This window comes from Cohnella sp. LGH (assembly GCF_017671885.1).
GTDB lineage: Bacteria > Bacillota > Bacilli > Paenibacillales > Paenibacillaceae > Cohnella > Cohnella phaseoli.
This window is the reverse complement of record NZ_CP072117.1, coordinates 1,676,609-1,692,105: the sequence shown is the minus strand read 5'-3', so window position 1 is coordinate 1,692,105 and position 15,497 is coordinate 1,676,609. Positions and strand designations below refer to the sequence as shown.

Sequence of the window (15,497 nt, the reverse complement as noted above, 5' to 3'; positions counted from 1 at the left end):
ATCTTCGCAAGCTTGGCAATGAAATCCGGGAGTGGATCGCTTCGATCGAGGCGTTCGCTCCCGGATTTTCTTATTGCGCTTAAATAGCGGCTGATTTGCTTAGAGCATCTTGTTTTTTGCGGCGAGCGGCGACATTTGATACAATGACGAAAGGTTTTGAAATCGTTCCTGACAGCGAGGTGCGTCAATTATGGGTTCGAGCAAACAGAAGAGCCGTTCCATCCCACTGCTGCCCTTAAGAGGGCTACTCGTATATCCGAGCATGGTGCTCCACTTGGACGTCGGGCGGGAGAAGTCCGTCAAGGCGCTGGAGCAATGCATGGTCGACGACCATATGATTTTGCTGTGTTCCCAGTCGGAGGTCAACATTGAGGAGCCGACGCAGGAAGACATCTACCGGGTCGGAACTATTGCCAAAGTGCGTCAGATGCTGAAGCTGCCGAACGGAACGATCCGCGTGCTTGTGGAAGGCGTAAGCCGCGCGGAGATCGAGCAATACTTGCCGAACGAGGAGTTTTACGAGGTACTGGCTCATGAACTGCATGAGTCCGAGACCAACGATTCGGAGCTGGACGCGCTTATGCGCGCCGTGCTCAGCCAGTTCGAACACTATATCAACCTGTCCAAGAAAGTGACGCCGGAGACGCTAGCCGCCGTGTCCGACATTAACCAGCCTGGTCGCCTGGCCGACGTCATCACAAGCCACTTGTCGCTTAAGATCAAAGATAAGCAGGAGATTCTCGAAACCGTCGAGGTGCGCCCCCGTCTGGAGAAGCTGCTTGATTTTCTCGGCAACGAACGCGAGGTGCTTGAGCTCGAACGCAAGATCAGCCAGCGCGTTAAGAAACAGATGGAGAAGACGCAGAAGGAGTACTACCTTCGCGAGCAGATGAAGGCGATTCAGAAGGAGCTGGGCGACAAGGAAGGCCGAACCGGCGAAATCGAGGAGCTAAGAGCGCAGCTGGCGGAGGCGGAGCTTCCCGAGAAGGTCGCAGCCAAGGTCGCTAAGGAAATCGATCGTCTGGAGAAAATGCCGGCGGCCTCCGCGGAAGGGGGCGTCATCCGCACCTACGTGGAATGGCTGCTTGCGCTGCCGTGGGCAAAGATGACGGAGGACGATCTGGACATCGCGAACGCCGAGCGGATTTTGGACGCCGAGCATTACGGTCTCGATAAGCCGAAGGAGCGCGTGCTGGAATATTTGGCGGTGCAGAAGCTCGTCAAGAAGCTGAAGGGGCCGATTCTGTGCCTCGTCGGGCCTCCGGGCGTCGGCAAAACGTCGCTGGCGAAGTCGATCGCCAAATCGCTCGGTCGCGAATTCGTTCGCATTTCTCTGGGCGGCGTGCGCGATGAAGCGGAAATCCGCGGTCATCGCCGCACTTACGTCGGCGCGATGCCGGGACGGATTCTCCAGGGAATTCGCAATGCCGGCACGTCCAATCCGGTATTTCTGCTGGACGAGATCGACAAGATGGCGATGGATTTTCGCGGCGATCCGGCATCTGCGCTGCTGGAGGTGCTTGATCCGGAGCAGAATTCGACGTTCAGCGACCATTACGTCGAGCATCCGTTCGATCTGTCGAACGTCATGTTCGTGACGACGGCCAACGTCGTGCATAACATTCCGCGTCCGCTGCTTGACCGCATGGAGCTGTTGCAGGTTCCCGGCTATACGGAGCTGGAGAAGGAGCAGATCGCCGAGCGGCACCTGCTGCCGAAGCAGAAGCAGGATCACGGCCTTGAAGAGGGTCAACTGGTCGTGGAGAAAGAGGCTCTGCTGTCGCTGATTCGCCATTATACCCGCGAGTCGGGCGTGCGGAATATGGAGCAGCAGCTCGCTTCCCTCTGCCGCAAAGCAGCCAAGGCGATCGTCTACGATCCTGCAGCTGCGCCGATCGTGATCGACGAGGCAAAGCTGAAGGAGCTGCTCGGCCCGCCGAAGTTCAGACACGGCATGGCGGAGCAGGAGGATCAGATCGGCGCGGTGACAGGGCTCGCATGGACCGAGGTCGGCGGCGATACGCTCGTTATCGAGGTGACGATTCTACCCGGCACGGGCAAGCTGACGCTTACCGGACAGCTGGGGGACGTGATGAAGGAATCGGCTCAGGCGGCGTTCAGCTACACGCGCAGCCGTGCGAAGGAATTCGGCATCGACCCGCAATTCCACGAGAAGAACGATATCCACATTCATATTCCGGAAGGAGCCATTCCGAAGGACGGTCCTTCCGCCGGCATTACGCTTGCAACCGCGCTTGTCTCGGCATTAACCGGACGCAAGGTGTCTCGCGAGGTGGCGATGACCGGAGAGATTACGCTGCGCGGGCGCGTGCTGCCGATCGGGGGCCTGAAGGAGAAGTCGCTGGCCGCCCATCGCGCCGGCATTACGAAGGTGCTGCTGCCCAAGGACAACGAGCGGGACTTGCGCGACATTCCCGACAGCGTGAGGGAGAACATGACGTTCGTGCCGGTCTCCCACATGGACGAAGTGCTGCGCGAGGCGTTTGTCGAACCGCTGGAGGCCGTCGGCGCTGCGGGAGCCGAAGGGGGACTGCAGCCGCCGCTGGACGACAAGCCGGAGGAGCTGCCCCCGTTAAGCGCACACTGAGAGGACCGACAAGATAGGAGAGCTTTGTTGCAATGAAAATCAAATCGACCGAATTTGTGATCAGCGCCGTAGGCCCAAGCCAATATCCGGAAGGCGATCTTCCGGAGGTGGCGTTGGCCGGACGTTCCAACGTAGGTAAATCTTCGCTGATCAATAAAATGCTGCTGCGCCGCAATCTGGCTCGCACGAGTCAGCAGCCGGGAAAGACGCAGACGCTGAACTATTACATGATCCATGCAGAGCTGGGCGAGCTTTTCTTCGTCGATTTTCCCGGTTACGGCTATGCGCGCGTATCCAAGTCGGAGCGCGAAGCATGGGGCAAAATGATCGAACGTTATTTGCGGGAGCGCGAGCCGTTGAAGCTCGTGCTCCAGCTTGTCGACGTGCGCCATCCGCCGTCCGCGGACGACGTGAGAATGTACGAATGGTTGTCCCACTACGGTATTCCGATGATCGTCGTGGCGACGAAGGCGGATAAAGTCTCGCGCTCGCAATGGCCGAAGCATCTGAAGGTGATCCGCCAAACGCTGGGGATGCCCGGACATGTTCCGCTCGTTCTTTTCTCATCGGAAACGGGACAAGGAAGAGACGAATTATGGAGTCTGATCGCGCAAGCGGCAGGATTGCCGCTTAAATCCCCCTCAGAACCCCCTAACATCGCGCAGGAAACAGAGGATAACGGGTAATAAATCGTCTGGATCGCGGGAGAAATCGATTTTTAACCGATTTTTCCGTAATTATCGGTTTCCGATGGCAGGAAAAGGCTTGCGATTTCGCGTATAATAAAAACAGTTAAGTTAGCGCAACACAATCGCAAGACAGGGGAATTGAGGAGATTTTATGGCTCAACGCGTAGCCACGGAGTATGTCAATGCCAACCTGCAGCTGACGGAAGCCGAAATGCTGCAATTGCTTTCGATCTGCGAGCTTCAACAGCTTCGTTTGCAAGTATTCGTATTGGATAACGGCAATCAGGAAGTCGTATTGGAGGACGAGAGCGTCGGAGAATCGATCCGCCTCACCTTCGAACGCGTGGATGGACAGTTCCGCTGCTCATTAACGTGCCGGGTCGTTCATCCGAAGCTGACCAACGCACTGCGCAAGCTCGTGGCGACCTTTAAGGGAGACGCGGTCGTCAATCGGATTTATCAAGGTTTTACGATGATTTATCATTATATTGAAGGCAAAGTCGCTCGCATTGCAGAGCATAAGGGAATGACCTTGCGCACCGTGTTCGAGCACCGAGACACGGCCGGCCAACTGGAATCGCTGTTTAACCTGCTCTCCGTCGAAGAGGAGATTACGCGTCTGCGCGGCTCGGTCAACGATCTGCTGGACATGCGGAATCAGACCAAAGATTCCGAGCTGATTCGCGAGATTGACGACAGCCTGACATCGCATAGCCGTATGCTGTTCGCGCTAGAAGCCTGACGTTTCGGGTTGCGCGCGCAAGCATCCGAAAAAGAGAGCCGAGAGGCTCTCTTTTTTACGCTAGCCGGTCCTGTCGCAGCTGTGCGAACGCCGCCGGGCGTTATCCGAAACGTGCGTGTCCGCTGCCAAAAAAAACTATTGCATTTACCTAAGATAGATGTTATTTTTAGATTCGTTGACAACTCAATACATTAGGAACCAGGATTCACTCAAGGAATGCGATGAGAGCAATTTCCCTCCAAGTGAATGACGTAGGTCCTAGCGGATGAAATCAGTTTTACAATTTTATTCCTAGGAAGGGGGAACCGGAAGATGGAATACTCGACTTTCGGACGGCACGTTGCGGTTGACACATGGGGAGGCAACATCGATCTACTGAACAGTGCGGAACTTCTCCAATCGCACATGGTGGAAGCGGCAGAAGCATGCGGCGCGACCGTACTCTCGGTTCAAGCCAAGCAATTCGAGCCACAAGGCGCAACGGTTCTGGTGATGCTCTCGGAGAGTCACATTTCCATTCACACGTATCCTGAAAGAGGCTTTGCCGCGATCGACTGTTATACATGCGGCGAGACCGTGGATCCACAGCTGGCAATCGACTATCTCATCGACGTTCTGAAGCCGGAGAAAACCTATGCGAAGAAATTGATTCGCGGACTTGGCGAACTGCAAGTCGAGGAACCGGAAGTCAAACAGGTCGAACTTGTAAAATAATCATGCAAGCCATGGGCTGACGCTCGTGGCTTTTTCTTTTTTTCGCATACGATAAGGCCGTTTCGACGACAATAGAGGAAAAGCCGCCTATCCGACACGGTTTCATAAAGTTTTCATATTTGACGGAAAAGCGTTCGTGCAACTGTGCTATAATAGTCGTTGATACACAGGCCAGTCCACACTTCATCATAAAGTGAAAGTGAACAACTTCTAGAAGAAAGCCGGGTGAATATAGCCATGCATCTGATCGTCGTCGGATTGAATTATCGAACCGCTCCCGTGGAAATCCGCGAGAGGTTTGCTTTGTCCGAACGGGAGATGCCGCTTGCTCTGCAGGCGCTACGGCAGACGACCAGCATTCTCGAAGGAGTAATTGTGGCGACCTGCAACCGGACGGAAATCTATGCGATTGTAGATCGGCTGCAGCTATGCGGACATTATATTCGTTCGTTTATGGAGCAGTGGTTCGGCATTCCGCGTCAGCAATTTAACAGCCATCTGTATATGTACGAGGACGACCGCGCGGTGGAGCATCTATTCCGCGTCTCCTGCGGTCTCGATTCGATGATTATTGGCGAAACGCAAATTTTGGGTCAGGTACGCGACGCATTTCTGCTTGCACAGGAGCGGAATGCGACCGGGACGCTGTTCAATCGTTTGTTTAAGCAGGCAATTACGCTCGCGAAGCGGGCCCATTCCAACACCTCGATCGGGGAGAACGCGGTGTCCGTCAGCTATGCGGCGGTGGAGCTGGGCAAGCGAATATTCGGGCGATTTGACGATAAGAGGGTTATGATCGTCGGAGCGGGAAAAATGAGCGAATTGACCGCTCAGCATCTGCATGCCAACGGTGCGAAGGAAGTGTTCGTCGTCAACCGCACCGTGGAGAAGGCCCGCGAGCTGGCGGGCAAATTCCAAGGCGCGGCGCTAGCGCTGGACGAGGCGCTGAACCGGCTTGCCGACATGGATATCGTTATCAGCAGCACGGGCGCCGATCAGTTCGTCCTCGCTCGCAAGCACGTGGAAGCGGCGATGGCTTCCCGCAAGAAGAAGCCGCTGTTCCTGATCGATATTGCGGTGCCAAGAGACATCGAGCCGGCGTGCGGAGATTTGCCTAACGTGTTCCTGTACGATATCGACGATCTCGAAGGGATCGTGGAGACGAACCTGGCGAAGAGACGTCAGGAGGCCGCGATCATTGAAGAGATGATCGAGCTGGAGTGCGAGGCTTATCGCCAGTGGTACGCGACGCTCGGCGTCAGCCCGGTGATTAGAGCGCTGCAGGAGAAGGCCGCCGCTATCCACGACAGCACGATGGATAGCTTGGTGCGCAAGCTTCCGGATTTGGACGAGCGGCAGATGAAGGTAATTCGCAAGCTCACGAAGAGCATTGTCAATCAAATTATTCACGATCCGATATTACGCATTAAGGAGCTGGCCGCCGAGAAGCGCAGCGACGAAGCGCTGGAGCTGTTTATGCAGCTGTTCGCGCTTGATGAGGAAGTGTCCCGGCTGAAAGCGGAAGAGAAGGCGGAAGAGAAATCCCGCAAGACGAATTCAGCCCCCGTTCTGGATGTCGATAGACTGTTGACAAAGCTGGCGGGAGCGCTGCAATAACGCAAGCGGAGGCTGGAGGCGCTGCCCTCATGATTACGCAGGATTGGTTAACCGACGCGGTGCTCTATATTTACGCCCTGAGTCTGCTTTTTTTCGTCTCCGATGCCGCATCCGGCAACCCGAGGGCGAAGAAGACGGGAACAGGGCTGCTTGTTTTTGTATGGATTCTTCAAGGCGGTTTTTTGCTAAGCTTCCTGATCGAAAGATTTTCCGTTCCGCTGCTTACGACGAAAGACTACCTGTTTTTCGTATCTTGGATGCTTGTGTCAGTTTCCTTTATTCTAAACCGGCTCATTCGCGCGGAGCTGCTCGTGCTGCTTGTGAACGTTGTCGGTTTTGCCGTATTTGCGCTTAATCTGATCCAGCGGCCGAAGCACACCGCCGCTCTGGAGCCTTGGGAAGTGGCGAGGAAGCTGCTGATCATGCACGTCAGCCTGATCACGCTCTCCTTTGCGCTGCTGACGATCGCGGCGCTGCTCGGAGCGATGTATCTGTTTCTGCATCGCAAGCTGAAAACGAAGAAATGGACGCACGTCATGCGCAAGATGCCGAGTCTGGAATCGATAGACAGCTATGCGTTCCGGATCGGAGCAATCGGGGTGCTGCTGTTGCTGCTCTCGTTGTCAACGGGTACGGCGGCGCTTATTCTGGACCATGATCCGGGCAAGCTGTTGGACGGCAGAGTGATCCTCTCGTTTTTGGCCGGGTTGGTCTACATTTTCTATCTGCTGCGCAAAATGAGCTCCAAGGACGACGGAATGAAGCTGGCGATCTGGAATTTGCTGGGTTATGCGCTGCTTGTCATCGGATTTTTCATCGGTTCGGCATCTTCCTTCCATCAAGTTGTATAAATCCAACGAGAACGATATCGGGAAAGGGGAAGATGCCGATGACGGGGTGGTATCCGCTGCTGCTTAAGCTGGACGGGCGCAAGTGCGTCGTGTTCGGAGGCGGGGCGGTCGCTCAGCGCAAAGCTTGCGGACTGTTGGACGCAGCCGCCGACGTTCACATTGTCAGCCCGCGAGTAACGCCGGAGCTGCTGGAGTGGGCGAACAACGGGCGCCTTAGCTGGCATGAGAAGGAAGCGGAGCCTCACGATATGGACGGGGCCGAACTCCTATTTGCCGCCACCGATCGTCCCGAGCTGAATCGCCGACTGGCCGAGGCGGCGGCCGAGCGGGGAATACCCGCGAATATAGCGGATGATGGAGAAAGCGGAGATTTTATCGTACCCGCCGTACTGCGCAGAGGCGATCTTATTCTGACGGCGAGCGCCTCGGCAGCCGGACCCGCGCTGCCGTTGCGCATTATCGGCGAACTTGCCGAAAGGTACGGGCACATCTACAATGAGAACGTCGAAGCTTTAAGAACGATTCGCGGCATCGTCAAGGCGAACGTCGCCGATCCTGCCGAACGGCGGGTTTTACTCGGCGCGGCTGTTACGGACGAAGCGCTTGCGCAGTGGCGAACGGCGGGCCGGCTGCGCGATAAGGACGAGCTGATCGCGCAGCTGCGGCAGCTCGCGAAACGAACGGAAGGGACGGATACTTAAATGCGCAACATTATTGTCGGATCAAGACAGAGCGCTCTGGCGCTGACTCAGACGAATCAAACGATTCAATTGCTGAAAGAAATATGCGAGAGAAATAATCTGCCTTATACATTCGAAGTAAAACCGATCGTCACGCGAGGCGACCGGATTCTTGACGTCACCTTGTCGAAGGTAGGCGGCAAAGGGCTGTTCGTCAAAGAAATCGAAGAAGCGCTGCTGAACGGGCAGATCGACATGGCGATTCACAGCATGAAAGATATGCCGTTCGAGCTGCCGGAGGGTCTTGTTATCGGTGCGGTTCCCGAGCGCGAGGATCCGCGAGACTGCATCGTAAGCAGAGGCGGCAAGCTGCTTGCGGAGCTCCCGCAGGGGGCGAGAATCGGCACGAGCAGCTTGCGCCGTTCTGCGCAACTGCAAGCATCCCGCCCGGACTTCCGCATCGAGTCGATTCGGGGCAATATCGATACTCGGCTTCGCAAACTGGAGGAAGAGGGCTTCGACGCGATTTTGCTGGCGGCCGCAGGGCTGCATCGGATGGGCTGGAAGGATCGGATTACCGAGTATTTGTCTCCAGACGTCTGCCTTCCCGCAGTCGGTCAAGGGGCGCTGGCCATCGAATGCCGCAGCGACGATAGCGAGCTGCTGGATGTGCTGAGCCGTCTGAACGATACGGCGACCGCCCGCGCCGTCGAGGCCGAGCGCCGTTTGCTCGGGCTGCTTAACGGGGGGTGCCAGGTACCGATCGGCGCATACGCTCGTCTGGAGACGACGGGCAATGCGGATGGCGCCCTCGTGCTTGAGGGTCTTGTCGCCTCCCCGGACGGCAGCAAGCTGCTTCGGGAATCCGCTGCGGGCGGCGATCCGCTACAGGTCGGCACGGATGCGGCGGAAGCGCTGCTGAGCCGTGGTGCGGGCAGCTTGCTCGCGGAAGCGAGGGAATAGTGGCGGTGGAAAAAGGCAAAGTGTACCTGGTCGGGGCCGGTCCCGGAGATCCGAAATTGATCACGGTTCGCGGTCAGGAGGCGTTGAAACGCGCCGATGTCGTCGTATACGACCGTCTGGCGGGCCCTCATCTGCTTAATTATGCGCGCGCCGAAGCGGAGAGAATTTATGTCGGCAAGCTTCCGGATCGCCATACGATGAAGCAGGAGGCGATCAATCAGCTGCTGGTCGATTTGGCTCTGCAGGGCAAAACGGTCATTCGGCTAAAGGGCGGGGATCCTACCGTATTCGGGCGCGTCGGAGAAGAGGCTGAGTTGCTTAAGCGCAACGGCATTACTTACGAGATTATTCCGGGCATCACTTCGGCGATCGCGGTTCCGGCATATGCGGGCATTCCCGTTACCCATCGCGATCTGGCTTCCTCCTTTTCCGTCATTACGGGTCATGAAAGTCCGGAAAAGCTCGACCATTCGATCTATTGGGACAAGGTGACGAACGCGACGGGAACGCTTGTGTTTCTGATGGGAGTTGCCAAGATCGGATATATTAGCGAACAGTTGATCAAACACGGCCGGACGCCCGAGACTCCGGTGGCCCTTGTCCGATGGGGGACGAGAGCGGAGCAGCGCACGGTTGCCGGTACGCTGGGCGATATCGAAGAGAAGGTGAAGGAGGCCAACCTGCAGCCGCCCGCCGTCATCGTCGTCGGAGACGTGGTCAAGCAGCGCGAGACGTTGGGTTGGGTGGAAAGCAAGCCTTTGTTTGGACGGCGCGTTCTCGTTACGCGCGCTCGTTCTCAGGCGAGCGAGTTGGCGGCCAGAATCGACGAGTTAGGCGGGGAGCCGTACGAATTTCCCGTGATTGAAACGCGGCTGCCGGAGGGGGACGAAGCCGAAAGCGCGATCGAACGCGCGCTTATCCGCGCGGAGGAATACGACTGGGTGATGCTGACAAGCGTTAACGGCGTCGACTATTTCTTTCGCTGGCTGGAGCGGTTCGGCGTCGACATCCGTCGCTTTCACCGGGCCAAGTTCGCCGCTGTCGGCCCTAAGACGGCCGAGGCGCTGGCGCAGCGAGGCATCCGCGCCGATCTGCTGCCCGAGAGCTATCGCGCCGAGAGCTTGTTGGACAGTCTGGCGGATCAAGTTGCGGAAGGGCAGACGGCGCTGTTGGCGCGAGGGAATCTGGCAAGAGAGATTTTGCCTCGGGAGCTTAAGAAGAAGGGTGTTCGTACGGTCGAGATCGATGTTTACGAGACGGCGCTGTCCGTTCCGGCGGATATTTGGCTGCCGGAGATGCTGCAAAACGGAGAAATCCATATTGTAACGTTTACGAGCTCGTCTACGGTGCTTAATCTGCTTGAGTCGCTTCGCCGCCTGGGCGTCGAGGACCCGCAAGCGGCGCTTTCCCGGTGCGAGATCGCCTGCATCGGGCCGGTAACGGCCAGAACGGCGGAGCAGCACGGGCTGACGCCGACGATCGTGCCGGACGAGTATACGATAGAAGGTTTGGTTCAGGCGCTTGTTGGGAAGCGGGAATAAGACCAGGCGATGAATTCGCATTATGAAAGCGAGGATGAGGGAATATGGCCTTTCCGGTTGTTCGTAACCGCAGATTGAGAAGCTCGGCCGGGCTGAGAAGTCTTGTTAGAGAGACGAGGCTGGACGCGACCGATTTTATTATGCCGATCTTCATCACGGAAGGAGAAGTCGTGCAGGAGGAAATCTCCTCAATGCCGGGCGTTTATCATTGGTCGCTCGATACGATGGAACGGGAGCTGGCGGAGATTGCGGAAGCCGGCGTACAGTCCGTTATGGTATTCGGAGTGCCGGATCGCAAGGACGCGTTGGGCACGTCCGCTTACGACGATAACGGCATTACGCAGCGGGCGATTCGCAAAATGAAGGCACTCTATCCGGAGCTCGTCGTTATTGCGGATAACTGTCTTTGTCAGTATACCGATCACGGGCATTGCGGCGTCGTGCATACGACGGAATGCGGCGCGGAGATCGACAACGACGAATCGCTGGTGCTGCTCGCTCGGACGGCGGTATCTCAGGCGCGCGCGGGAGCGGATATCATTGCTCCGTCGAACATGATGGACGGTTTTGTCTGGGCGATACGCAACGCGCTCGACGAAGCCGGATACAAGAACGTTCCGATAATGTCCTATTCGGTAAAATATTCATCGGCGTATTATGGGCCATTCCGCGAAGCCGCTCATTCCGCGCCGCAATTCGGAGACCGTAGAACGTATCAGATGGATCCGGCGAACTCCCGCGAGGCGCTGCGCGAAGCGCAAAGCGACGTCGACGAGGGCGCGGATTTCCTGATGGTCAAGCCCGCGCTGGCTTATTTGGACATCATTCGTATGCTGAGGGACAGATATGCTCTGCCGATTGTGGCCTACAACGTTAGCGCGGAATATTCGATGATCAAGGCTGCAGCGTTGCAGGGATGGATCGACGAGAAGGCGATCGTGCTGGAGACGTTGACCGGCATGAAGCGCGCGGGGGCGGATCTGATTATTACGTATCATGCCAAGGACGCCGCGCGCTGGTTGCGGGAGGAGTAGAACGGAGGGGGCGGCTCAGCTGCGGAGCTTGTCGAGGTTAAGCCTGTATTCGCCCAGTTCGAAGTGCAGCACCCCTCGCGACTCCAATTCGCGGGTCACTTCCGAGAGAACGGTTTTGTTTACGCCGGCCATTTGCGCCAGTTCGTCGTAGTTAAGCGCCATAGGAATCGAAATGAGGTTGCCGTCGCGTCGGCCGTTGCGGTTGGCAAGCGCGATTAAATTTTTCAACACTCTCGTCCGTCCGTCGAGGAACGTCAAATCGTTGACATGCTCGTTGGTCGCGCGCAATCTGCGGCATAGCTCGGTCAGAATGCCTCGCGTGATATCAAAATGAGCCTGCAGCAGGTTCATGAACTGCTCGGAGGCCAATTCCAGTACGGTCGACTTCTCCAGCGTCTGGGCGGAAGCGGAGCGCGGTCTGCCGTCGAGCAGGGACAGCTCGCCGAAGCTTTCGCCGGTATTCGCGAGCGACAGCACCTTCTCCTCGCCGTTGGCGCTTCTCGTAAACAGCTTGATAGAGCCGCTGAGAATGACGTAGAAGGTAAGCCCCATTTCCTTCTCATGGAATAGAACCGTACCGGCGGGAAACGTTTTTTTCTGGGAAATGCGCAGAACGTGCTCCAATTGCTCGTCGTTCAAATTGTCGAAGAGCGATACTTTCTTTAACCATTCAATCATGGAATCATCTCTCCTGCTCCACATATATAGCGTTCGGTAGAAGGGTTAACAGCGCGTATTCAGTGTAACACAGCCTTTTCCAAATCTGATAGTAGGACGTGAAGAAGATGAGCGAAAAAGAGCGAATTCGTGTCGATTCCCGCTCCAGGGCGGAGTTCGAGCGCGCCAAGCGCTTCATTCCTGGCGGGGTGAACAGTCCGGTGCGGGCATTCAAATCGGTGGGGCTGACTCCACTTGTGATTGACAAGGGCGAAGGGAGCCGGATTACGGATATCGACGGCCAGACGTATATCGATTACGTGCTGAGCTGGGGGCCGTTGATTGCGGGCCACGCGCATCCGGAAGTCGTAGAGGCGATCAAGCGCACTGCGGAGAAAGGGACAAGCTTCGGCGCGCCGACCGAATTGGAGACGTTGATGGCGGAGCTCGTCTGCGAGCGGGTACCTTCCGTGGAAATCGTGCGTATGGTCAACTCCGGTACGGAAGCGACGATGAGCGCTTTGCGGCTTGCGCGCGGCTATACGAAGAGAAGCAAAATTCTGAAATTCGAAGGCTCCTATCACGGACATGCGGACAGTCTTCTGATCAAGGCGGGGTCCGGAGTGGCGACGCTAGGGCTTCCGGATAGCCCGGGCGTGCCCGAGAGCGTAGCCTCCCATACGTTGACCGTTCCATATAACGATCTCGATTCGGCGAAGCTGGCCTTCGAGCGGTACGGAGAAGAGATCGCGGCGGTTATCGTCGAGCCGGTAGCGGGCAATATGGGCGTCGTTCCGCCGCTGCCGGGTTTTCTGTCGGGTCTGAGGGAACTGACGACCCAGTATGGCGGCCTGCTTATTTTCGACGAGGTGATGACCGGCTTCCGGGTGGATCTCAACTGCGCGCAAGGATTGTACGGCGTAACGCCCGACCTGACATGCCTTGGCAAGGTGATCGGCGGCGGCCTTCCGGTCGGGGCATACGGCGGCAAGAGGGAGATTATGGAGCATATGGCTCCGGTCGGTCCGATCTATCAGGCGGGAACGCTGTCGGGCAACCCGCTGGCGATGGCTGCAGGCTATACGACGCTGAAGCTGATGACGCCGGAGGCTTACCAGCTTCTGGAGCGGCTGTCCGGTCGTCTGCAAGTCGGACTGCAGCGCAACGCCGATCAGCTCGGCGTTCCAATGACGATCAACCGCGTCGGGTCTATGGTCTGTCCGTTTTTTACGGACAAGCACGTCATCAATTACGACATCGCGAAGACGGCGGATACGCAGCGGTTCCGCAACGTATTCCGCAGCCTTCTGGACAACGGAGTCAACATCGCTCCTTCGCCGTTTGAGGGCTTGTTCGTTTCCACAGCGCATACGGAGCACGACATCGATCAGACAATCGAAGCGCATCGAATCGCGCTATCCGAGCTATAAAGCCGAATTGAAAGATATGCATACAGCCTCTGCCCGTCTTGGCAGAGGTTGTTTGCATTTTCAGTCATGCTCGCCCATCCCCGGCATATAGATAATTAATGAATTGCACAGGTGTCGGTCTTATCGACCGAACGCTAATGCCGAAAGGAGGACTTCGTCGTGACGGATCAATTAAGCGGGCTGCGATTCGACATTTACGAGCGCGTGCATCTGCCTGATGATGTAGCCGCAATCGAAGAGCTGGAAGAAATCGAATTGGTACCTCATATGCAAGCTTTGCCTCAAGACGATCAAGTGCTGTTAAGGGGGCACTTGCTGCTGACGGGCGTTTACCAGTCGCAGGGCGGTTCAGGCTTGTCCCAGCTTGAGCACTGGATTCCGGTGGAGATCGCCCTTCCGCTTAACCGCATTCAGAGTGTGGAAGAGCTGGCAGTGGAGATCGATAATTTCGACGTCGATCTGCTGACGACCCGCTCCCTTAACGTAACGGGGGTGCTGGCGCTACGGGGGCTGCAGATGCAATCCGTCCAAAGCCCGGTTTGGCGGGACGACAGCTTTACGGTCGTGCATCAAGCGCAGCCGGAAGACGCTCAGGACGCAAGCACTCAGTTAAGGTCGGTTGAGCAGGAGGCTTCGTTCGGGTACGGCGATGTCAAGGCGGACGCAGAGACCGAAGCGGCGGAAGAGGCAGCGTTTCTTGGCGGGGAATTGGTCGAGCAGGAGCGCGTCGATGAATGGGGCTTGCAGCAGGAGACGGACGCGGCGTTTGCCCACGATGCCTCCAAAGAGGGCAAGGAGGCCAAGGAAAGCAGTTGGCTTTCGATGTTCCAGCAATTGGAGGAAGCAAGGAGCGATCAGGTTGAGACAGCGCAGGGATCTGCCGAGGGGGCGGATCTGACCGACAGCGGCGAAGGAGGCGTGCAGTGGGGCGACCTGTCAACGGGAAGACCCGCAGCGGAGCAACTGGCCGAGGCCGGTCCGGGAATCGGAGCGGATGCCGAAATCGATGGCGAAGAACCTCCGGCAGCGGAGTCCCAGCTTCCTGTGGCGGAAGAGAAGCAGGATTTGCGGGTAGCCTTGGGGGGCAAGCCCCTGGATTCTGCGGCGTCTTCCCAAGCCTCCGGAGTTGGATTGCTCAGTCAACTTGGCGATAAAGGCGCAAAGCGGGAGGCGCAGCTTCGCAGTCAGGAGGCAGCGCTGGCGGAGCAGCAGTCCGAGCAGGAAAGCAATGCGGCGCAGAATGCGAGATCGGGCGACGAAATCGAGTGGACGCGGCTGTTTCTAAGCGGCGGCTCGGAGGGACAATCGTTCCGTAAAGTCAGAATGTGCATCGTCCAGCGCGAGGAGACGCTTGAGGAGATCGCCAGCCGCTACAATCTCCAGATGCGCGAGCTGCAGCTGTACAATCGCTTGCAGGAGCCTTACTTGTCGGAAGGACAGGTGCTGTACATTCCCTAAGCCCGGAGCACGAAGGGGCTGTCCCAACAAGCAGAGTCGTAAGGTTATCGATTATAAATAAGGGCATCTATCACCCGGAGACTGCATCATACGATCCTGAAATAACCCTGCCACGGGTTTACCTATCCAAATTTCAGGATCGTATAGCATCGGAGGGAGATAGATGCCCTTAACATTTATCCGTCGATAATCATTTAGAACGACTCAATTTGCTGTTGGGACAGCCTCTTCGCCATTGCTCCGAAGCGCCGTATTGACTCTCTTACGGGTGGAGGGTAAAATAAGTTACAATAACGAGGATAGGGAAGAGCAGTCAGATCATCCTTCAGAGAGCGGGACCGCTGCCAAGGCAGCGCTGAGAGGTTCCGCGGCAAATGAGCTGCTGCGAGTCGCCCTGGAGTTTCCCGCTTTCGAAAGTCGGCCTGGGGCCGGCGATAGAACGGGACGGTGGCAACCGTTACTTTGCGTCGAGTGCCGTTACGAATCCGTTTGAGGGGATCGTGCGGAACGAAG

13 protein-coding genes are annotated in these 15,497 nt (G+C 57.0%); 12 read left to right on the top strand and 1 reads right to left on the bottom strand.

Annotation, left to right across the window (positions count from 1 at the left end; translation table 11 throughout):
- Positions 1 to 190 precede the first annotated feature (190 nt).
- The 10 genes from lon to hemB all read left to right on the top strand — a co-directional run bounded on the left by lon (position 191) and on the right by hemB (position 11,439).
- Positions 191 to 2,608: an endopeptidase La gene (gene lon, locus J4772_RS06770; protein ID WP_116059151.1), complete on the top strand. Its 2,418-nt coding sequence runs from the start codon at positions 191 to 193 to the stop codon at positions 2,606 to 2,608.
- 32 nt (positions 2,609 to 2,640) lie between these two features.
- Positions 2,641 to 3,294 (top strand): ribosome biogenesis GTP-binding protein YihA/YsxC, encoded by a 654-nt coding sequence (gene yihA, locus J4772_RS06765; protein WP_116059150.1) that lies wholly within the window; start codon positions 2,641 to 2,643, stop codon positions 3,292 to 3,294.
- Positions 3,295 to 3,448: 154 nt separating this feature from the next.
- On the top strand, positions 3,449 to 4,039 hold the full coding sequence (locus tag J4772_RS06760; protein WP_116059149.1) for a non-ribosomal peptide synthetase module: 591 nt from the start codon (positions 3,449 to 3,451) through the stop codon (positions 4,037 to 4,039).
- A 312-nt stretch (positions 4,040 to 4,351) separates the two neighbouring features.
- The gene (gene speD / locus J4772_RS06755) at positions 4,352 to 4,753 is read left to right on the top strand and encodes an adenosylmethionine decarboxylase (RefSeq protein ID WP_116059148.1); all 402 of its coding nucleotides are present in this window, start codon (positions 4,352 to 4,354) and stop codon (positions 4,751 to 4,753) included.
- Between the two features lie 237 nt (positions 4,754 to 4,990).
- Positions 4,991 to 6,370 (top strand): glutamyl-tRNA reductase, encoded by a 1,380-nt coding sequence (hemA, locus tag J4772_RS06750; RefSeq protein ID WP_209077010.1) that lies wholly within the window; start codon positions 4,991 to 4,993, stop codon positions 6,368 to 6,370.
- 29 nt (positions 6,371 to 6,399) lie between these two features.
- On the top strand, positions 6,400 to 7,221 hold the full coding sequence (gene ccsA, locus J4772_RS06745) for a cytochrome c biogenesis protein CcsA (protein ID WP_116059146.1): 822 nt from the start codon (positions 6,400 to 6,402) through the stop codon (positions 7,219 to 7,221).
- Between the two features lie 38 nt (positions 7,222 to 7,259).
- On the top strand, positions 7,260 to 7,922 hold the full coding sequence (locus J4772_RS06740) for a precorrin-2 dehydrogenase/sirohydrochlorin ferrochelatase family protein (protein WP_209074643.1): 663 nt from the start codon (positions 7,260 to 7,262) through the stop codon (positions 7,920 to 7,922).
- Complete coding sequence (gene hemC, locus J4772_RS06735; protein WP_209074642.1) at positions 7,923 to 8,864, top strand: hydroxymethylbilane synthase; 942 nt, start codon at positions 7,923 to 7,925, stop codon at positions 8,862 to 8,864.
- Positions 8,865 to 8,869: 5 nt separating this feature from the next.
- A complete protein-coding gene (gene cobA, locus J4772_RS06730) occupies positions 8,870 to 10,405 on the top strand; it encodes a uroporphyrinogen-III C-methyltransferase (protein ID WP_209077007.1) in 1,536 nt (511 codons plus the stop codon).
- A gap of 44 nt (positions 10,406 to 10,449) precedes the next feature.
- Positions 10,450 to 11,439, top strand: a complete 990-nt coding sequence (hemB, locus tag J4772_RS06725) for a porphobilinogen synthase (protein WP_209074641.1) — start codon at positions 10,450 to 10,452, stop codon at positions 11,437 to 11,439.
- A 15-nt stretch (positions 11,440 to 11,454) separates the two neighbouring features.
- On the opposite strand, the gene J4772_RS06720 is transcribed toward hemB, so the two are convergent.
- Positions 11,455 to 12,117: a Crp/Fnr family transcriptional regulator gene (locus tag J4772_RS06720; RefSeq protein WP_209074640.1), complete on the bottom strand. Its 663-nt coding sequence runs from the start codon at positions 12,115 to 12,117 to the stop codon at positions 11,455 to 11,457.
- A 107-nt stretch (positions 12,118 to 12,224) separates the two neighbouring features.
- Here J4772_RS06720 and hemL point away from each other — a divergent pair, with 107 nt between their 5' ends.
- Positions 12,225 to 13,526: a glutamate-1-semialdehyde 2,1-aminomutase gene (gene hemL, locus J4772_RS06715; RefSeq protein ID WP_116059140.1), complete on the top strand. Its 1,302-nt coding sequence runs from the start codon at positions 12,225 to 12,227 to the stop codon at positions 13,524 to 13,526.
- 159 nt (positions 13,527 to 13,685) lie between these two features.
- Complete coding sequence (locus J4772_RS06710; protein ID WP_209074639.1) at positions 13,686 to 14,984, top strand: LysM peptidoglycan-binding domain-containing protein; 1,299 nt, start codon at positions 13,686 to 13,688, stop codon at positions 14,982 to 14,984.
- Positions 14,985 to 15,497 lie beyond the last annotated feature (513 nt).

Excerpts from the sequence above, each read along its gene's own strand:
- hemL (WP_116059140.1), top strand. The coding sequence starts at position 12,225 with ATGAGCGAAAAAGAGCGAATTCGTGTCGATTCCCGCTCCAGGGCGGAG.
- lon (WP_116059151.1), top strand. The coding sequence starts at position 191 with ATGGGTTCGAGCAAACAGAAGAGCCGTTCCATCCCACTGCTGCCCTTA.
- J4772_RS06720 (WP_209074640.1), bottom strand. The coding sequence starts at position 12,117 with ATGATTGAATGGTTAAAGAAAGTATCGCTCTTCGACAATTTGAACGAC.
- yihA (WP_116059150.1), top strand. The coding sequence starts at position 2,641 with ATGAAAATCAAATCGACCGAATTTGTGATCAGCGCCGTAGGCCCAAGC.
- hemC (WP_209074642.1), top strand. The coding sequence starts at position 7,923 with ATGCGCAACATTATTGTCGGATCAAGACAGAGCGCTCTGGCGCTGACT.
- hemA (WP_209077010.1), top strand. The coding sequence starts at position 4,991 with ATGCATCTGATCGTCGTCGGATTGAATTATCGAACCGCTCCCGTGGAA.
- J4772_RS06740 (WP_209074643.1), top strand. The coding sequence starts at position 7,260 with ATGACGGGGTGGTATCCGCTGCTGCTTAAGCTGGACGGGCGCAAGTGC.
- speD (WP_116059148.1), top strand. The coding sequence starts at position 4,352 with ATGGAATACTCGACTTTCGGACGGCACGTTGCGGTTGACACATGGGGA.
- hemB (WP_209074641.1), top strand. The coding sequence starts at position 10,450 with ATGGCCTTTCCGGTTGTTCGTAACCGCAGATTGAGAAGCTCGGCCGGG.
- J4772_RS06760 (WP_116059149.1), top strand. The coding sequence starts at position 3,449 with ATGGCTCAACGCGTAGCCACGGAGTATGTCAATGCCAACCTGCAGCTG.
- ccsA (WP_116059146.1), top strand. The coding sequence starts at position 6,400 with ATGATTACGCAGGATTGGTTAACCGACGCGGTGCTCTATATTTACGCC.